Genomic DNA, 15,430 nt, shown 5'->3' with positions numbered 1-15,430 from the left:
CCTCACTCCCGGGCCATGTCCGACTCCGCCGCGCTCGCCGCGGAATCGGCATCGTCGACGAGTTTCCGCAGGTGACCGAGGTCCGCGGAGGAGGTGGGTGCGGGCTGCCGAGTGGTCTGCGTGCCCTGTGGCGTCTGCGTGCTCTGTGCGCTCCCGCCATGGCCGCATCCGGCCAGGAACAGCAGGGCGGCCAGTACGGCCGGCACGGTGTGACGCGCGCGCATCAGTTCGTACGACCGTTGTCGTGGGCGCCGCACCACTTCTCGACGTCGGCCAGGTCCTTCTGGCGGGTCTCCAGGGTGGGGACCAGGGAGCGCCGGGCGGTGAGCCGGTCGTTCAGGTAGGTCTCGATCTGGGTGTGCCCCGCGGACTTGGCGTTCGCCACCCGCTGCTCGAGACGGGCGATGGAGCCACGCTGGGAAGCGTCCGCGCGCAGCCGGGTGAGGATCCGATCGATCCGCCGGTCGATCTTCGGCGCGCGCTTGCAGAGCGCCGCCGCGCCGTCGCCCGTGGGGGTGCCGGACGGCGCGGGAGTCGCGGCGTCGGCGGTAGCGGCGCCGGCGGCGCCGAACAGCGATCCGGCGGCGACCAACGAGACGACCGAGATCACGGTCTTCCTGGTGCTTGGCATGACGAACTCCTCCGCGTTCACGGGCGACTGCCCTGTCGCCGGGAAAGCTAGGAGCCGTCTTTGTGGAATTCTTGTGGCCGGTCGGCGGCCGTGATCATCCAGTTGCGCGGGAGCGGAAGCGTGGCCCCCGTGTCCCCGGTGCCGTCGCTCAGCGGCAGGGTGACCTCGACGCGGGTACCCGGACCCGTGGGCCGGTCCAGTACCCGGATCCCACCTCGGTGCAGGGCGATCTGCTGGGCGACCAGGGTCAGTCCGAGGCCGGAGCCGGGGCTGTCCGGTCGGCGGCGGAAGCGTTCGAAGACCTCGGTGCGCAGCGCGGGCGGGATGCCAGGGCCCCGGTCTTCGACGACCAGGAGCGCCTCGGCGCCGCTCGCGCGCAAGGTCACCTCGACCTGTGGGGGCTGCCCGTCCGTGTGACCGTGGACCAGGGCGTTGACGAGCAGGTTGTCCACCAGGCTCCGCAGTCCCGCCTCCCAGCCGTGTACGCGCAGCCCCGCCGCGCAGTGGCCGGCCACCCGCGCGTGCGGATGGCGTCGCCGCTGCTCCTCCGTGCTCGCTTCGACGAGGTCGGCGAGGTCGACCGGGCCGAAGGCGTCCGCCTCGACGAGGTCTGCGCGGCCGAGGTCGCGCAGCATGACGAGGACTCCGAGGAGGCGTGCGTGTTCGCGGCTCAGGTCGTGCAGCACTTCGTCGCGGTCGGGTCCGGCGAGCTCCGGATGCTCGGTGAGGATCTCCAGGTTGGTCTGCATGCTCATCAGCGGGGTGCGCAGTTCGTGCGAGGCCGCCGAGGCGAAGGAGCGGGCGGTGGCCAGTGCCTCGGCGGTCCTGAGTGCCTGCTCGTCGTAGCGTGCCAGGACGGTCTGCAGGGTGTGTGCGAGGTCGTCGACCTCGGCGATCCGCGTCGGGCTGTGGTCCAGGCGAGTGGAACTGGAGCGGGGGTCGAGGCCGCTCGCCCGGCGTTGCAGACGGCGCAGCGGCGCGCTCGCCCGGGTGGCGACGGCCCAGGCGAGCAGCCCGGACAGCGGTGCGGCGAGCAGGGCGACGGTCACCGCGCGCCGTCGGACCAGGCGCACCTGGGTGTCGGCGGCGGTGTCCGACGCGAACAGCCACAGGGTGCCGCGCACGCCGGGGCGCGCCCCGGTCACCCGGGTCGACAGGATCCGCCAGCTCCTGCCGTCGGCACGGAGGGTGACCGGCACGGGCGCCCTGGCGGGCAGCGCCACGTCCGCCGCCGGTTGCGGGCCGCCGGTGAAGGTCTCCTCGGGGCCGATCAGCCGTACGCCCACGTCCAGGGCCGAGGTGAACACCCGGCGCTCGCGGGCCTGCTCCACCGCCGCCGACCGGTCGGCGGCGCTCGCGCGCAGCAGCCCCCGGGCATCCTTGGCGACGGCCACCGCGCGCTCACGCAGATGCGTGTCCTGCTGATCGTGCAGATCCGCGGCGACCAGCCGCAGCAGCAGCCAGCCGGTGGCCAGTACCAGTACGGGCACGGTGGCGCCCACGGCCAGGGCGATCCGCGTGGACAGTCTCACGGCCGCTCCTGCGGGTCGTCGTCGCGCAGGACGAAGCCCACGCCTCGTACGGTGTGGATGATCCGGGAGTGCCCCGACGTCTCCAGTTTGCGGCGCAGATAGCTGACGAAGGTGTCCACCGCGTCGGTGCGCACCTCGAAGTCGTAGCCCCATACGCGATCGAGGAGCTGGTCCCGGCTGAGCACGATGCCTGCGTTGCGGGCGAGGAAGTGGAGGAGTTCGAACTCGCGGCGGGTCAGTTCCACCGGCCGCCCGTCGAGGCTCACCCTGCGGGCGGCGGGATCCAGGAGCAGCCCGCCGGCCCGTACGGTGCCGCTGTCCCGCGGCGGCCGGCGCCGCAGCAGTGCCTCCAGCCGCAGGACCAGCTCCTGCAGGGCGAAGGGCTTGACGAGGTAGTCGTCGCCGCCCGCCTGCAGGCCCGCGATCCGGTCGGCGGTCTCGTCGAGTGCGGAGAGCATCAGCACGGGTACGTCGTTGTCCTCGTCCCGCAGCGCCCTGCACACCTCGATGCCGTTGAGGTCGGGCATCGAGATGTCCAGCACGATCACATCCGGCGGCGTCCGCCGGGCCACCGCCAGGGCCGGCCGGCCCCCGTCGGCGAGATCCACGGCGAATCCACCGAGCCTCAGGCCCCGCTCCAGCGAGCGGCGGATCGCCGCGTCGTCGTCCACGACCAGGACACGGCCGCGCTGCCCACTCATCACCACTGTCCCTCCCCGCCACACCCGGCGTCCTGCCGGGGCCCGCCGCCGCCCATCGTGCATCAGCCGCGACGGTCCCGGCCCCGAGGGGTGGACCAAGGGTTCGGTGAGAACCGTCCGGACCGGCCCCGGTCGGCGCGGGCCAGGCGGAGCGTGGCGGTTGCGCGGCGCCTGACCCGACGGTTGCATACGACTGTGTCGTCGATGGCCGACCCCGCACACAGCCAACGACCCGCCGAACCGGGCCTCCGTGCGGCCGGGCCCGCCAGGGCCGGACTTCTACGACGTCCGTGGAGGAGCGATGGGTGTGGACACGAGCGCGCGGGTCGGCCACGGGAAACGGTGGGCGGCCAGGGGCGCGCTGATCGCGGCGGCGCTGGCGGTGCTGCTGCCGCTCGGTTACGGAGGCGTGGACGGCGTACTGCTGCTCCTGGCCGCGCTCCTCGGCGTGGCCGTCACGGCGGCGGCGCTGTGGTGGGCGCTGACCCGGCGCGGCCCGCTCCGCTGGGTGGCGGCCGTGCTGGCGGCCGTCGTGCCCGGCGCCGTGCTCACCCTGTTCGCCGTGGCCGGGCTGCTCTGGGCCGTTCCCGTGTCCCTGGCACTGTGGACCGTGGCGGTCTGGAGCGGCCGGTACGCCCTGCGGAGCGACCGGACGCGCGCCCCGCGCCCGAAGGAACGCAGGGCACCGCCGCCGCGGCGCCCCTTCCTCCTCATGAATCCGCACTCCGGCGGTGGCAAGGTGGCGAAGTTCGGACTGCGGGAGAAGGCGGAGCGGCTCGGCGCACAGGTCGTGCTCCTCGACCCTGACGAGCACCAGGACGTCACCGCGCTGGCCCGGGCCGCCGTCGCGGACGGCGCGGATCTGCTGGGTGTCGCCGGCGGTGACGGTACCCAGGCGCTGGTCGCGGCCGTCGCCGCCGAACACGGTCTGCCGTTCCTGGTGGTCTGCGCCGGCACCCGCAATCACTTCGCGATGGACCTCGGCCTCGACCGCGACGACCCGGCGACCTGCCTGGACGCCCTCACCGACGGCGTCGAACTCCGCGTGGACCTCGGCTTCGCCGGCGGCCACCCGTTCGTCAACAACGCCTCTTTCGGCGCGTACGCGGCGGTCGTGCAGAGTCCCGCGTACCGCGACGACAAGATCGGCACCATCCTGGACCTCCTGCCCGACCTGCTCACCCGTCAGCGCGGGCCGCGACTGACCGCTCGCGCCGCGGACACGACGCTCGACGCCCCGCAGGCCGTACTGGTGAGCAACAACCCCTACCGCACCAACGATCCGGCCGGTCTCGGCCGCCGCGAACGGCTCGACTCCGGGCTGCTCGGTGTCCTCGGCATCACGGTGGACAGCGCGGCCGAGGCCGCCGCGCTCGTACTGGACCCCGCGCCGGACGGACTCGCGGTCCTGACCACCCGTGAGGTGGTCATCGACGCCGACCGCGCGGAGATCGAGGCCGGCATCGACGGCGAGGCCCTGGTCCTGCCCACCCCGGTGCACTGCCGCGTCGAACCCGGCGCCCTGCGCGTCCGCGTCCCCAAGGAACGGCCCGGTGTGCCGGAGGCCCAACCCCCCTTGGACTGGCGCCGGTTGCGCACGCTCGCGGCGACCATGGGGCGCACGGCGGTCGTACGACATCCTGGTCGTGGCCGGAACACGTAGACGAAGGTCACAATTACATATCGGACAGTTCGCGCTCCAATCTTCACACCAGGCACACAAATTGGCTAAGTTGGCGGTAGGCCGCACGACTCCCTCCGGCGAACCTCGCCGGGTCGCGCGACCTCCGCCGAATCCGGTGCCTCCGTGGCAACCGGAACCTGGACCCAACCGACCTTGGGGTGAATCGGCCCAACTGCCCGATCGGGCAAGGGCTGTAGGGCAGCCTTCCTGAATCTTCCGCCCGAACCCGACAGCCGACCCGGTAGGCGGAGTACGGAAGGAGTACGGCTCCCATGGCGCCGGAACGAACCCCGCGCCCTGGAGGCAACAGCCTCCCTGGCATGCCTGACTCCGCACGCGCGGCGGCCGCCCTCAGTAGCGCGGACGGTCCGAGCCGCGAGGAGGTGCAGCAGCGGATCAGCTCCCTCTACGACCAGGCCGAGAACGCCGTCGGGTTCGTCAACGGGACCCGCGCGATGACCACGGGGAGCCGAAGCCGCGTCAACCCGGCAGCGGAAGGCGCGCGCAGGCGCCGCGACCCCGCCCTCGACGACATCACCAGAACCTGGTTCGACGCGGCGCGCGCGCAGCTGGGTCCGTCCGCGCCTGCCAGGCTGCCGGCCGACCGGATGTCGAAGCCCCCCGCCGAGGCGCGGCCCGCGGGCCCGCCGAAGCGGCCGGAGGACGGACTCACCGACCGTGGGCGGGAGTTGACCGCCCGCCCTGTTCTTGAGTTGACGGCGGGCCCCTCCGCCGAGGCGGCCGCCGGGCCCGTGGCCGAGTTGACGGCCAGGGCCGTCGCCGCACTGCCGGCCGCGCCGGAGCCTGCGCCGCAACCCGCGCTGGAGGCCGCCACGGCCCTGCTGCCCGCGCTGCCCGCCGGGCCGGGGCAGTCCTCGTTGAAGACGTCCAAGGAGAAGATCCAGCGCAAGCTGGCGCTGGCCCGTGATCTGGTGTCCCAGCACGCCGCGCGCTGGAACCCCGGGCCCGCGGCGATCGAGTCACGTCCGGCCGAGGCCGTCTGGCCCACCCCGGAGGATCAGGCTCGCCGGCAGGCCGCGGAGGAGTGGCAGCGACAGCAGTCGACCGCACTCGGCCCGGACATGTCCTTCGGCACCGGGATGCCGCTCGGTGCGGGCATGTCCATGGGTGCGGGGATGCCGTTCGGTGCCGACATGTCCCTCGGCACGGGGATGCCGCTGGCCGCGGGCATGCCGCCCGGCGCGGACATGTCCCTCGGCGGAGGCGTACCGCTGGCCACGGACATGACCATGGGTGCGGGGATGCCTCTCGCTGCCGACATGTCCCTCGGCACGGGAATGCCCCTGGCCGCGGGTGTGCCCGTAGGCACCGGTGTCTCCACCGGTTCCGTCAACACGGCCGTCGGCGCCGCGGAGTCGGCGTACGGCGGGAAGGCCGCCAAGGCCCTCGCCTTCACCCGCGAGCAGATCGGCAAGCCGTGCGTCTGGGGCGCGACCGGACCGGACTCGTACGACTCCGCCAGCCTCGTCCAGGCCGCCTGGAGGGCCGCCGGGGTCGCGCTCCCGCGTACCGTGCACGGGCAGGCGACCGCCGGTGCGGCGATTCCCCTGACCGACATCCAGTTCGGCGACCTGATCTTCTTCTACGACAACGTCAGCCACGTCGGCTTCTACACCGGCAACGGCATGATGATCCACGCCCCCAGCCCGGGTGCCTCGATACGCGAAGAGTCCCTCTTCTTCGCCGGACAGAAGGCGATTCACAGCGCGCTGCGCCCGGCGTGACGGACGCAGCGACATCTCCGGCACCTCAAAGCACACATAAGGCACTGGAGCGGTCAAAGTTCCGCAAGAGGGGATGTATGTGATCCACGCGGGCCTCGCCGCCCGACCGGCCACCCGCGCTGACCATACTGGGAGGCCACGCCGCCTCCCACCGCAAAGTGACTCATGCCCAAGCCCTCCACCGCCCGCGCCACCGCCCCGGAAACCGTCTGGCTGGCCGGCGGGCGCCACGTCGGGCCCGCCCCGCAGGAGATCCTCAGGGAGAACCTGCGGAGGCTGAAGGCCGACGAGACGATCCACGACTACCTGGACGCAGAGAACTCCTCGGACTCCGAAGGACATGTCTTCGAGGCGCGCTGGCTGGTCGACGACGCCGTCACGGTGCGCGCACGGCTCACGACGGACGGACGCGAACACGCCGCCGAGGGAACCCGCTGGACGCTGGTGGCCGAGGCGGAACGGCCCTGGGACCTCGCGTGGCCCTCTCCCGCGACCATGTTCTGGCCCGAGGGACACGAGGTCGCCTGGGACCACGACATCGTGGCCGGGCTCCGCCTGCGGGACATCAACCCGCTGCCGCAGGAGGACAAGGCACTGCGCCGCCTGCTCAAGGAGGCCGCGCAGCACAGCTGGAGCATCAACGTCGTCATCCACGAGGCGATGACCACCGACGAACGCGGTCGCCTCCCGCTGGCCCGGCTGCTCCCGCCCGGTCTGCGTCACCGCGTCGTGGAACACCGCGCCGCACCCGAGCAGTTCCAGGCGGTCAACTGGGCGCTGTACGACCTGGGCGTACGGGTGCCGCGCGGTGGCGCCGTGATCCTGCCCGGTTCCCCCGCCCGGCCCGGGTACGACGAGCAGGACTGCACCGTACGCAGTGTGTTCCTCGACGGCTCGGAGCCGACGGAGCTCCTGGAGAAGGTCGTACGGTACGCGGCGCTGCCCCGGCCGCTGCCGGAAACGGCAAAGGACGCCCTCACCGGCCTCCGGGAGGACTGGAAGCTGCTGACGCTGGAGGAGGCGCGGGCGCTGGTGGCTGTCTACGCCGAGGCACTTGACACCATGACGAAGTCGCGCGACCAGTACCGCGAGGCGACCGAACTCGCGCATGCGGCGCTGGCCGAGCTCCGGGACCTCCGGACGACGGCGTCCGGTGCGCACGAGACGTCCGCCGGTCAGGAGGGCAACCCGCTGCACCAGCTGACGCGGACGTTCCAGCGGGTCGCGGGCACCGTACGGGCACGGCGCGCGGCCCGCGACGACGGCCCGGACCGGGCCACCGGCGGGGGCACCGACACTGGAACAGGCACCGGCACCGGCACCGGCACGCCCGAGAACGGGCCCGGCAAGGGCGAGTGATCGCTACCGGAAACCGGCGCCGACCCGAGGCCACCCTCTGAAACCAGCGTGTCGCGGCGTGCCCGCTCGCGTCACGCGCCTCGCCAGAGATTGGCGAACGCCGCGTTCTCGATGGACCGGCGCTGGCGTACCGCTTCCAGTTCCATGACCGCGTCGTTGACGGCGGCCAGCACGGTCGTCACCGCGTCGTCGGTCACGACCGGTACGTCCGCGCCCTGCTCGGCCGGAATCCCGACGGCCGCCGCGAGAGAGACGAGGACGGGCTCGTCGGCGGCCCAGCGGTGCAGGGCCCGGCGCCGGGCGGGCGAGTCGACCACGACCATCCGGACGGCCCCGAAAAGCAGCCGGCGTTGGCGTTGCCGGGTCAGCTGACCGTCCGCCTCGAGGGCGGCGAGATGGACCGCTGCCAGGCCGCGCCCCCTGCGCCACAGCCAGTCCTCGACCGGTTCGTAGGGCACCTGACGTACGAGTGAGGACACGGCCTCGGCCAGGAGGCGGTCCTCCGTCGTCGGCTCCGGGGCCGGCACGAGGCGGTCGCCGTCCAGGTGGACGGCGTCAGCGGCGAGGAGGTCGATCACCTCGGCTCCGGCGAGTGCGAGGGACAGGTCGCCCTGGCCCACGGGGCGGTCCGGGTCCACGTCCATGGCGGTGATCAAGAGGTCCCTGGCCGTGGTCATAGATGGCTCCCCCACACAGTCTCCGGAGGGGCAAGCCTACGATCTTCGGCGGGGAAAGCCTACGAACCTCCACCGCTCGGCGCGGGTGCGCGCGGAGCGGAGCAGGGGGCCCGTCGCTCCATGCGACGGGCCCCCTGCTCCGCGTAAGCCGTGCGCCCCACGGGGGCGGCCGGGCATCAACCGGCTGGGCATCAACCGGCTGCGTATCAACCCGCCGGGCATCAGCCGCGGAAGATGTCCTTGGTCTTCTCCTTCGCCTGACGCGCGTCACCCTTGGCCTTCTCCACACGCCCCTCGGCCGTCATCCGCTCGTTGCCCACGGCACGACCCGTGGTCTCCTTGATCTTGCCCTTGGCCTGCTCGGCCTTGGCCTTGGCTTTCTGGTCGCGAGCCATGGAACTCACCTCTCGGTGCTCTCGGATCAGGTGCTCACTGACCCGTGTGACCCTGGGCAGGTCTTGTAAACATGCATGGTCCATGGAGTTCGTGGAGTTCGTGGGGTCCATGGAGATCGCGCACCGCACAGGAGCTACAGCCGCCGGAGCACCGCCCCGGCCATGGCCGCCTCGCCCTTGGCGTTGGGGTGTGCGGGGGCGGCGGGTGAAGCGGGCTGCAGCGGCTCGATCCACCGGTCGGCGGGTGCCTTGCACATGTCGTGTCCGACCGTTGGTCTGTATGTGTCGACGTATTCGGCACGGCTGAACAGGGCCACCGTGCGCATCATCAGGTTGAGCCGCTTCCCGACGTCACGCAGGTAGGCGAAGTCCTTGGCGGCGAACGGGACGGACGGATAGCAGCCGCTGCCGTCGTCGGGCAGGAGGTCCGGGTAGCCGACCACGAGCACGCGGGCGTGCGGGGCCCTGTCGTGCACGGCGCGCAGCACCCGCGCGATCTTGGGAGCCGTCTCGATGATGTTCCGAGTCAGCTGGTCGAAGCCCGAGGAGTTGTAGTACTGCTGGCAGGGGTTGCCCGACGGGTCCTTGGAACTCAGCGCGGCACAGGTACCGATGATGGAGCCGAAGCCGATGTCGTTGCCGCCTATCTGCACGGTCACCAGATCCGTGGAGCGCTCGACGGCGTTCAGCTGGGGTCCGTTGGTTCCCTGCGCCTTCCACATGTTGTCGGTCGTCGCACCGGCGCAGCTCACGTCCGTGAACGTTCTGGTCGGCCGCCGCGTCGCGACGAGCGAGGGGTAGTTCTGGTCGGAGCGGGCACAGTTGGCGTCCACCTGACGAGGGATCAGGGGTCCGGAGGTGTACGAGTCACCGAGCGCCACATAGTCGGCTCCCCGGTGGGAGTGCGGTCCGCTCGCGACGGCGGGAGACGCGGAGGCGACGCCGAGGAGCAGGACACCACTCCCGAGGGCGGCTCCCAGCGCGGAGGCGTGCCGTCGTCTTCGGGTGACGTCGCCCCGGACCACGTGATGGTTCATCATCTCTCCTCCGTCGACACTGACGCAGCGTTGCTTGCAGGCTCAACATCGCTTGTATACCGGCCGGTAGGTCGCTGGAGAAGAGATCTGTCACATATGCGGGAAACCCCGCCTCCCGAGTACCGGAGACGGGGCCTCACAGCGCACCCGCCGCGGTACGGCGAGGGGTGTCAGGTCATGTGTCGTCAGGCGATGGTTCCGCCGCCGTCGACGTACACGGTGGTGCCCGTCGCGTAGGCGTTGCCGGTGACGAAGAGCACCGCCTGGGCGACGTCGGCCGCTTCCCCCACGCGCCCCACGGGCAGTCGTTGCGTCGCCGCCTCGTACATCCGCTCGCGGGCGGTGACGTCCATCCCCTCCCAGAGCGGGGTCCGCAGCAGCCCCGGCGAGACGGCGTTGACGCGCAACGGCGCGTACTCCAGGGCCAGGCCGCGCACGAGGGCCTCGAGGGCCGCGTTGATGGCGCTCTGCAGGGCCGAGGCCCGGCCCGGCCGCTGGGAGAGGTACCCGGCGAGCAGTGTCAGCGACCCGGAGGGCCGGACGCGGACGGACCGGGCGATGCGGTACGCGCCCCAGAACTTGCTGTCCATGGCGGCGTACGCGTCGGCCAGCGGCAGGGCGTCGACCCGCCCCATGGGGGTCTCCCCCGCCGAGACGACGACGTGGTCGAACTCCCCGGCGGTGGCGGCGAACTTCTCCACCTCCTCCTCGGAACGGATGTCCAGGGTCTGCCCGTTCACCGCCCCGCCGCCGGACGCGGTGAGCCCGCCGAGCACCGCGAGGGCCGCGTCGAGCCGCTGCGGGCTGCGCGAGGCGATGACGGTGTCGGCGCCCTGCGCGACGAACTCCCGGGCGGCGGCGAGGCCGACACCGGAGGTGCCGCCGACGACCAGGACGCGCTGATCTGCGTATGCGCTCATGACTGGTTCTGCTCCTGTACGTGGAGGGGGCGGGGCCGGTCAGGCCGCGGAACGACCGCTGTGGTCCTCGGACCGGGTCCGGGCGAAGCTCGGGCGGTCCAGCTCGGTGATCTGGACGGAGATGTCGCAGGCCGTCTCGCGCAGGGTCGCCTCGAAGGCGTCGGCGAGCACGGTCAAGGCGGCCTCGCTCACCGCCGTCCTGGCCTCCGGGGACTTGCCGCCGAACGTCCGTACGTCGAGGTTGACGAACGACTGCTCGCGGGCGCCGTCCCCGATGAAGTACTGGTCCATGCGGACGGCACGGCTCTTGAAGTCCTGGATGCGGAAGCCTCCGACGGAGGCCAGTTCGGTGTGCAGCTTTCCGAAGAGGGCGACCGGGTCTATGCGCTCCCGGACGTTGCCGGAGTATTCGAGCACGAGGTGAGGCATGGAACGGGGACTCCTTGGGGTAGGGCGACCGGGCGGCGGCCGTCAGCGCGCGTCGGCGGTCTTCAGAGAGGGCTCGGGCTCGGACCCGGCCTTGGACACGGCGGCCGCCGGGGCCGTCGCGGTGGTCGCCTGGCGCCTGGGCAGGCCGACCGCGCTGAGCACCGCGCTGATCGCGAGGGCCACCACGGCGCAGAGCAGGGCCGCGCGCAGGCCGGACAGGAAGTGCTCGGAGGCGGCCTGGCCGACGAGCAGACCCATCACCGCGACCCCGATGAGGCCGCCCAGCTGACGCGAGGCGTTGAGCACGCCGGAGGCGATACCGGCGTTGGCCGGGTCCACGGAACCGAGCATGGCGTTGGTCATGGAGGGGACGACCAGGCCGATGCCGAATCCGGCGACGACGAACTGCGCGGTCATCTGCGCGTACGCCCCGGAGCCGACGACGGGGACCGTGGCCAGGTAGCCGAGGACGGCGAGGGTGTTGCCTGTGATCAGTACGGTCCGGGCGCCGTAGCGCTTGACCAGCGGACCGCACGACAGGTTCGCGATCATGATGGCGGCCGTCATGGGGAGGAACGCGAGTCCGGCACCGATGGGCGAGTAGTCCCAGACCTGCTGGAAGAAGAGGCTGAAGACGAAGATCAGGCCGTAGAAGGCGAAGTTCAGCAGCACTCCGATGAGGGACGTGGAACTGAACGCCCGTCGGCCGAACAGGTGGAGGGGCAGCATCGGGTCGCCACTGCGGCGCTCCACCGCGAGAAAGCCGACCAACGCGACCAGGAAGACGGCCAGGCAGGTCAGGACGGTGACCGAGGTCCAGCCCTGCGCGTTGGCCTCCACGATCGCTCCGGTGAACGCGCCCAGGCCGACGACGGCGAGCAGCTGACCGGGGAGGTCCAGCGAGCGGCGGACCGAGGCGTCGCGCACGGGGGCGGGCCGGGCGTGGGCCCGCACGAGCACGATGCCGACGGCGGCGATGGGGACGTTGACGTAGAAGATCGAGCGCCAGCCGAGCGAGTCCACCAGCAGGCCGCCCACGACCGGGCCGAGCGCGAGGGCGAGTCCGCCGGCCGCGGCCCAGAGGCTCACGGCGCGGGTGCGTTCCGCCGGGTCGGGGAAGTTGGTGTTCACGATCGACAGCGAGGACGGCACGATCATCGCGGCGCCGACGCCCTGGACCACACGGGCGGTGATGAGGGCGACCAACGAGGGGGCGGCGCCGCAGGCCAGGGACGTCACGGCGAACAGGGCGAAGCCCGCCATGAAGATCTGCTTGGGGTCGTAACGGTCGCCCATGGCACCGGCGGTCAGGAGGAAGGCCGCGAAGGTGAGCGTGTAGCCGTTGATCACCCACTCAAGACCGGACAGACTGCCGCCGAAGTCCGCGCCGAGCGCCTTGGTGGCGACGTTCACGACGCTGACGTCCAGGATGACGACCACGAAACCGAGGCAGGCCGCGAACAGCGTCAGTCCCGGCCGGGTCTTGTGGGGTTGGGTCTGAGGCACGGTTTTCCTTCCGTCGTGCCGGAGGGCGGTGGGGGGCCGGAGCCGGGCGATACGCAGCGGGCTCCGGTAGACTGTTCGTCTACAAGCGAACAGTCCGAGTGTACGCAGATCATCGAACACTCTGCAATCCGTGTACGGCACGCCTCACGGACCAAGCGAGTCGGGACGGAGCAACCAGCCATGACGGCACAGAGCCGAGAGTCGACGACACCGGGCGGGCGGGCGACCGTGGAGAGCCGACAGCCGACGGCAGCCTCGAGTCACCGGACGCCACCGATCCACACTCCCCCGGGCGAGGTACAGCTGGAGGCGGCGCTGCTCGCCCTCGCCGACCCGGTCCGCCAGACCCTGGTACGGGAGTTGGCCGGGGCCGCCGACTGGGAACGGTCGTGCGGCAGCTTCGACGTGCCGGTCACCAAAGCGACCCTCAGCCGCCACTTCGCCGTACTGCGCGAGGCCGGCCTCCTGGAGCAGCGCGACGCCGGACCCAAGAGACTCAACCGGCTGCGCCGCGCCGAGTTCGACGAGCGCTTCCCCGGCCTCCTCGCCCTGGTCCTGCGCGCCGAGGACACCCAGGAGACCAAGGACACCGGGAACAAGGCCTGAGCACCTCATCGGGAGGCCCCCGCCGACAGACCCCGTGCCGCGGCGGCGGGGCGTAGCACGCGCTCGCGCAGTGCCTTCGCCACGGCGCGCACCGTGTCCGGGTCGGTGCTGGGGGTACCGAAGGCGAGTGCCGTCGTGAACGCCCCGCCGAGGGTGCCGAGATGGAGGACCACCCCGTAGTTGGCGCCCACGCGGTTGACCACGGTGCGATAGCCGGTGACCCGCGCGGTGTGCGGGCCGAGCGTCGGGTCGACGACACCGACGTTGGTGATGCAGATCCCGGCGGCCGACCGGGCGGCGGCAGTCTCCTCCACCGCCCGCCGGATCACCGCGTGGTCCCGGAGGGGCGGGCGCCACGCGGAGTCCGCCCGCGCCAGCGCCGCGGCGTAGTCACGGGCTTCGTCGGCCGGATCGCCCCGGCCGACCCGCACGGGAACGTTCAGGACGTTGATGAAACAGCCCACGTCCGGCAGTTCGGCGCTCTCCTCGTATCGTCGCCGCAGCGACACGGCCGTGCACAGATTCACCACCGAACGGCCCGTGGCCTCGGCGTACGATTCGGCCAGCGCGACCGCGAAGAACTGATTGACCGTCACCTCCCTTTTCCTGCACCAGGACTTGAGGGCCAGGCTCTCCTCCCGGGTGAACGCCAGCGGGACGAAGTCCGCGGCCCGCTCGTCCCACGGCCGGTGCGCCTCGAACGGCAGGGGACCGGGCCGCGGCACGGACTCCCGTACCGGGGCCTCCGGCGACGCGGGCGGACGGTACGTCAACGCGTCGCCGTTGGGCGGCAGGGTCCGGACGTCATGAACGCTCACCCCCTCGGTCGCGGCGAACAGCGCGTCCAGCAGAGCGCGGACCACGGCACCGGTGGAGTGGCCGTCCGAGATCGCGTGGTTGCGGGTGAAGTAGAGGTGCGACACCCCCGCGCCCGGGTCGCGGACGAGGCGCAGCCGCCACAGTGGACCACCGGTCTCCAGCACGTCGTTGAGCTCCCGGCGCAGTACGTCGTCGGGCGAGTCCGGCGCGCCCAGCGGGTCGTGCCGGATCTGTCCGGGCCGGGGTCCGGGGCCGGTGGCGAACCACAGGCCGTCGGGCCGCTCCTCGATGCGCAACGACAGCAGCGGCAGCTCGGCGGCCCACCGCTCGGCGCCCCGCCGGAAGCGCTCGGGGTCGAGGTCGCCGCGCACCGTGACATGGGTGGTGACCTGCGTGGTGCCGTGCATCAGCGCGTGGGTGCGGGCGAACGCCGCCTCGACGTCACTGAGTCGGCGCAGCGGGGTCACGGCGTCAGTCCTGTCCGGGGCGACGCGTCCACACCAGCGGGTGGGACAGCCGCACACCGTGGCTCGCGACGTCGATGGTGACCCGGTCGCCGTCCCGGGTCCGGAACCCGGCGTGGAAGCTGCTGCGGTCGGCGCCGATGTAGACGTAGTGCACCCGGCCGGGGCGGTGCAGGGCCTCGTAGGAGAAGAGGCGCGACATCATTGTGGGCAGGTCGTAGTGGAGGGCGTCGACGCCGGTGGTGAACGGGCCCTTCCAGGCCGGTGCCCCGCCACGCTCGACGGTGACCTCGCCCGTCACCGAGCGCGGCGGTTCACCGAGGTGCAGCCAGGGGGACACCCCGGCATCGCACAGCTTCGCGTACGACAGGTGTCCGGCGTGCTGTTTGAAGCGGCCTATGTCGGTGACGTCGTTGCCGAAGGTGTAGCCGGCGTAGCGGGGCGTGCCTCGTTCGTCGCCCACGTAGAGGAGGACCACCTCGGCCTCCTCGCACACGGCCACGGCGTCGCCGGGTACGGACAGCGCCTCGCCCGGCACCTTCAGGACGTCCCCGAGCCCCTTGACGAACCAGTTGGGCTGGTCCGGGACCTCGGCGCCGACCTTCACGTTGTGCGTCATCATGAAGCCGCTGACCAGCGCGTCCCCCACGTGCGCGGGCAGCAGCGGCGGCAGCAGCCGCGCCCGGTGACGTTCCGCGGCCGGTACGTCGACGGCCGCCCGGCCCAGGGTGAGCAGCGCGGCGGTGTCCGCCTCCTCGCCGACCGCCGCGGTGAGCAGCGCGGCGAGGGTGTCACCGGCCAGGGGAAACAGGCGCAGGGGCGCTCCGGCCTCCGGCACGCCCAGTCCGAAGTGCCGCTCGTCGTCGTAGATGCATTCGAAGACCACCGTCATGGTGGGTGCCTCCTGGGAAGTCGCGGGCTGGGA

General features: G+C 72.1%; 16 protein-coding genes and 1 riboswitch. Of the genes, 4 read left to right on the top strand and 12 right to left on the bottom strand.

All coding sequences use genetic code 11. From position 1 onward, the window contains the following. Positions 1-2: 2 nt before the first annotated feature. Genes ACZ7M2_RS25260 through ACZ7M2_RS25245 form a run of 4 tightly spaced genes read right to left on the bottom strand, consistent with a single transcriptional unit; the run spans position 3 to position 2,864 of the window. Positions 3-224 (bottom strand): hypothetical protein, encoded by a 222-nt coding sequence (locus tag ACZ7M2_RS25260; protein ID WP_471597174.1) that lies wholly within the window; start codon positions 222-224, stop codon positions 3-5. Continuing rightward, positions 224-631: a hypothetical protein gene (locus ACZ7M2_RS25255; RefSeq protein WP_097288809.1), complete on the bottom strand. Its 408-nt coding sequence runs from the start codon at positions 629-631 to the stop codon at positions 224-226. Before ACZ7M2_RS25255 ends, ACZ7M2_RS25260 begins: the two co-directional genes overlap by 1 nt. 47 nt (positions 632-678) lie before the next feature. Continuing rightward, positions 679-2,163: a sensor histidine kinase gene (locus ACZ7M2_RS25250; RefSeq protein WP_471597173.1), complete on the bottom strand. Its 1,485-nt coding sequence runs from the start codon at positions 2,161-2,163 to the stop codon at positions 679-681. Next, on the bottom strand, positions 2,160-2,864 hold the full coding sequence (locus ACZ7M2_RS25245; protein WP_471597172.1) for a response regulator transcription factor: 705 nt from the start codon (positions 2,862-2,864) through the stop codon (positions 2,160-2,162). The genes ACZ7M2_RS25250 and ACZ7M2_RS25245 overlap by 4 nt, the downstream gene beginning before the upstream one ends. A gap of 301 nt (positions 2,865-3,165) precedes the next feature. Here ACZ7M2_RS25245 and ACZ7M2_RS25240 point away from each other — a divergent pair, with 301 nt between their 5' ends. From ACZ7M2_RS25240 to ACZ7M2_RS25230, 3 genes are all read left to right on the top strand, one after another. Then, positions 3,166-4,527, top strand: a complete 1,362-nt coding sequence (locus ACZ7M2_RS25240) for a diacylglycerol/lipid kinase family protein (protein WP_471597171.1) — start codon at positions 3,166-3,168, stop codon at positions 4,525-4,527. 115 nt (positions 4,528-4,642) lie between these two features. Then, a riboswitch (cyclic di-AMP (ydaO/yuaA leader) is annotated at positions 4,643-4,812 on the top strand. 56 nt (positions 4,813-4,868) lie between these two features. Beyond that, complete coding sequence (locus tag ACZ7M2_RS25235) at positions 4,869-6,293, top strand: C40 family peptidase (RefSeq protein WP_471597170.1); 1,425 nt, start codon at positions 4,869-4,871, stop codon at positions 6,291-6,293. Positions 6,294-6,458: 165 nt separating this feature from the next. Next, positions 6,459-7,652, top strand: coding sequence for a hypothetical protein (locus ACZ7M2_RS25230; protein ID WP_471597169.1), 1,194 nt, complete (start codon positions 6,459-6,461; stop codon positions 7,650-7,652). Between the two features lie 71 nt (positions 7,653-7,723). Here the strand turns inward: ACZ7M2_RS25230 and ACZ7M2_RS25225 are convergent, their stop codons facing one another. The 6 genes from ACZ7M2_RS25225 to ACZ7M2_RS25200 form a co-directional block, all read right to left on the bottom strand. Then, a complete protein-coding gene (locus ACZ7M2_RS25225; protein WP_471597168.1) occupies positions 7,724-8,329 on the bottom strand; it encodes a GOLPH3/VPS74 family protein in 606 nt (201 codons plus the stop codon). A 221-nt stretch (positions 8,330-8,550) separates the two neighbouring features. Next, positions 8,551-8,724, bottom strand: a complete 174-nt coding sequence (locus tag ACZ7M2_RS25220; protein ID WP_075025472.1) for a CsbD family protein — start codon at positions 8,722-8,724, stop codon at positions 8,551-8,553. 134 nt (positions 8,725-8,858) lie between these two features. Beyond that, a complete protein-coding gene (locus ACZ7M2_RS25215) occupies positions 8,859-9,761 on the bottom strand; it encodes an SGNH/GDSL hydrolase family protein (protein WP_471597463.1) in 903 nt (300 codons plus the stop codon). A 185-nt stretch (positions 9,762-9,946) separates the two neighbouring features. Further along, positions 9,947-10,681, bottom strand: coding sequence for an SDR family oxidoreductase (locus ACZ7M2_RS25210; protein WP_471597167.1), 735 nt, complete (start codon positions 10,679-10,681; stop codon positions 9,947-9,949). Positions 10,682-10,720: 39 nt separating this feature from the next. Continuing rightward, a complete protein-coding gene (locus tag ACZ7M2_RS25205; protein WP_471597166.1) occupies positions 10,721-11,110 on the bottom strand; it encodes a 5-carboxymethyl-2-hydroxymuconate Delta-isomerase in 390 nt (129 codons plus the stop codon). A gap of 42 nt (positions 11,111-11,152) precedes the next feature. Beyond that, complete coding sequence (locus ACZ7M2_RS25200) at positions 11,153-12,616, bottom strand: MFS transporter (RefSeq protein WP_471597165.1); 1,464 nt, start codon at positions 12,614-12,616, stop codon at positions 11,153-11,155. 180 nt (positions 12,617-12,796) lie between these two features. On the opposite strand from ACZ7M2_RS25200, the gene ACZ7M2_RS25195 reads away from it, so the two are divergent. Further along, positions 12,797-13,222 (top strand): ArsR/SmtB family transcription factor, encoded by a 426-nt coding sequence (locus tag ACZ7M2_RS25195; RefSeq protein ID WP_471597164.1) that lies wholly within the window; start codon positions 12,797-12,799, stop codon positions 13,220-13,222. A gap of 5 nt (positions 13,223-13,227) precedes the next feature. On the opposite strand, the gene ACZ7M2_RS25190 is transcribed toward ACZ7M2_RS25195, so the two are convergent. Both ACZ7M2_RS25190 and ACZ7M2_RS25185 read right to left on the bottom strand, forming a co-directional pair. After that, complete coding sequence (locus tag ACZ7M2_RS25190; protein ID WP_471597163.1) at positions 13,228-14,508, bottom strand: phthiocerol/phthiodiolone dimycocerosyl transferase family protein; 1,281 nt, start codon at positions 14,506-14,508, stop codon at positions 13,228-13,230. A gap of 4 nt (positions 14,509-14,512) precedes the next feature. Next, complete coding sequence (locus tag ACZ7M2_RS25185) at positions 14,513-15,397, bottom strand: FAH family protein (protein ID WP_471597162.1); 885 nt, start codon at positions 15,395-15,397, stop codon at positions 14,513-14,515. Between the last annotated feature and the right edge of the window lie 33 nt (positions 15,398-15,430).

The organism is Streptomyces sp. NPDC111507, assembly GCF_055638955.1.
The sequence above is the reverse complement of the archived record's forward strand: the minus strand, read 5'-3'. Positions and strand labels throughout refer to the sequence as shown.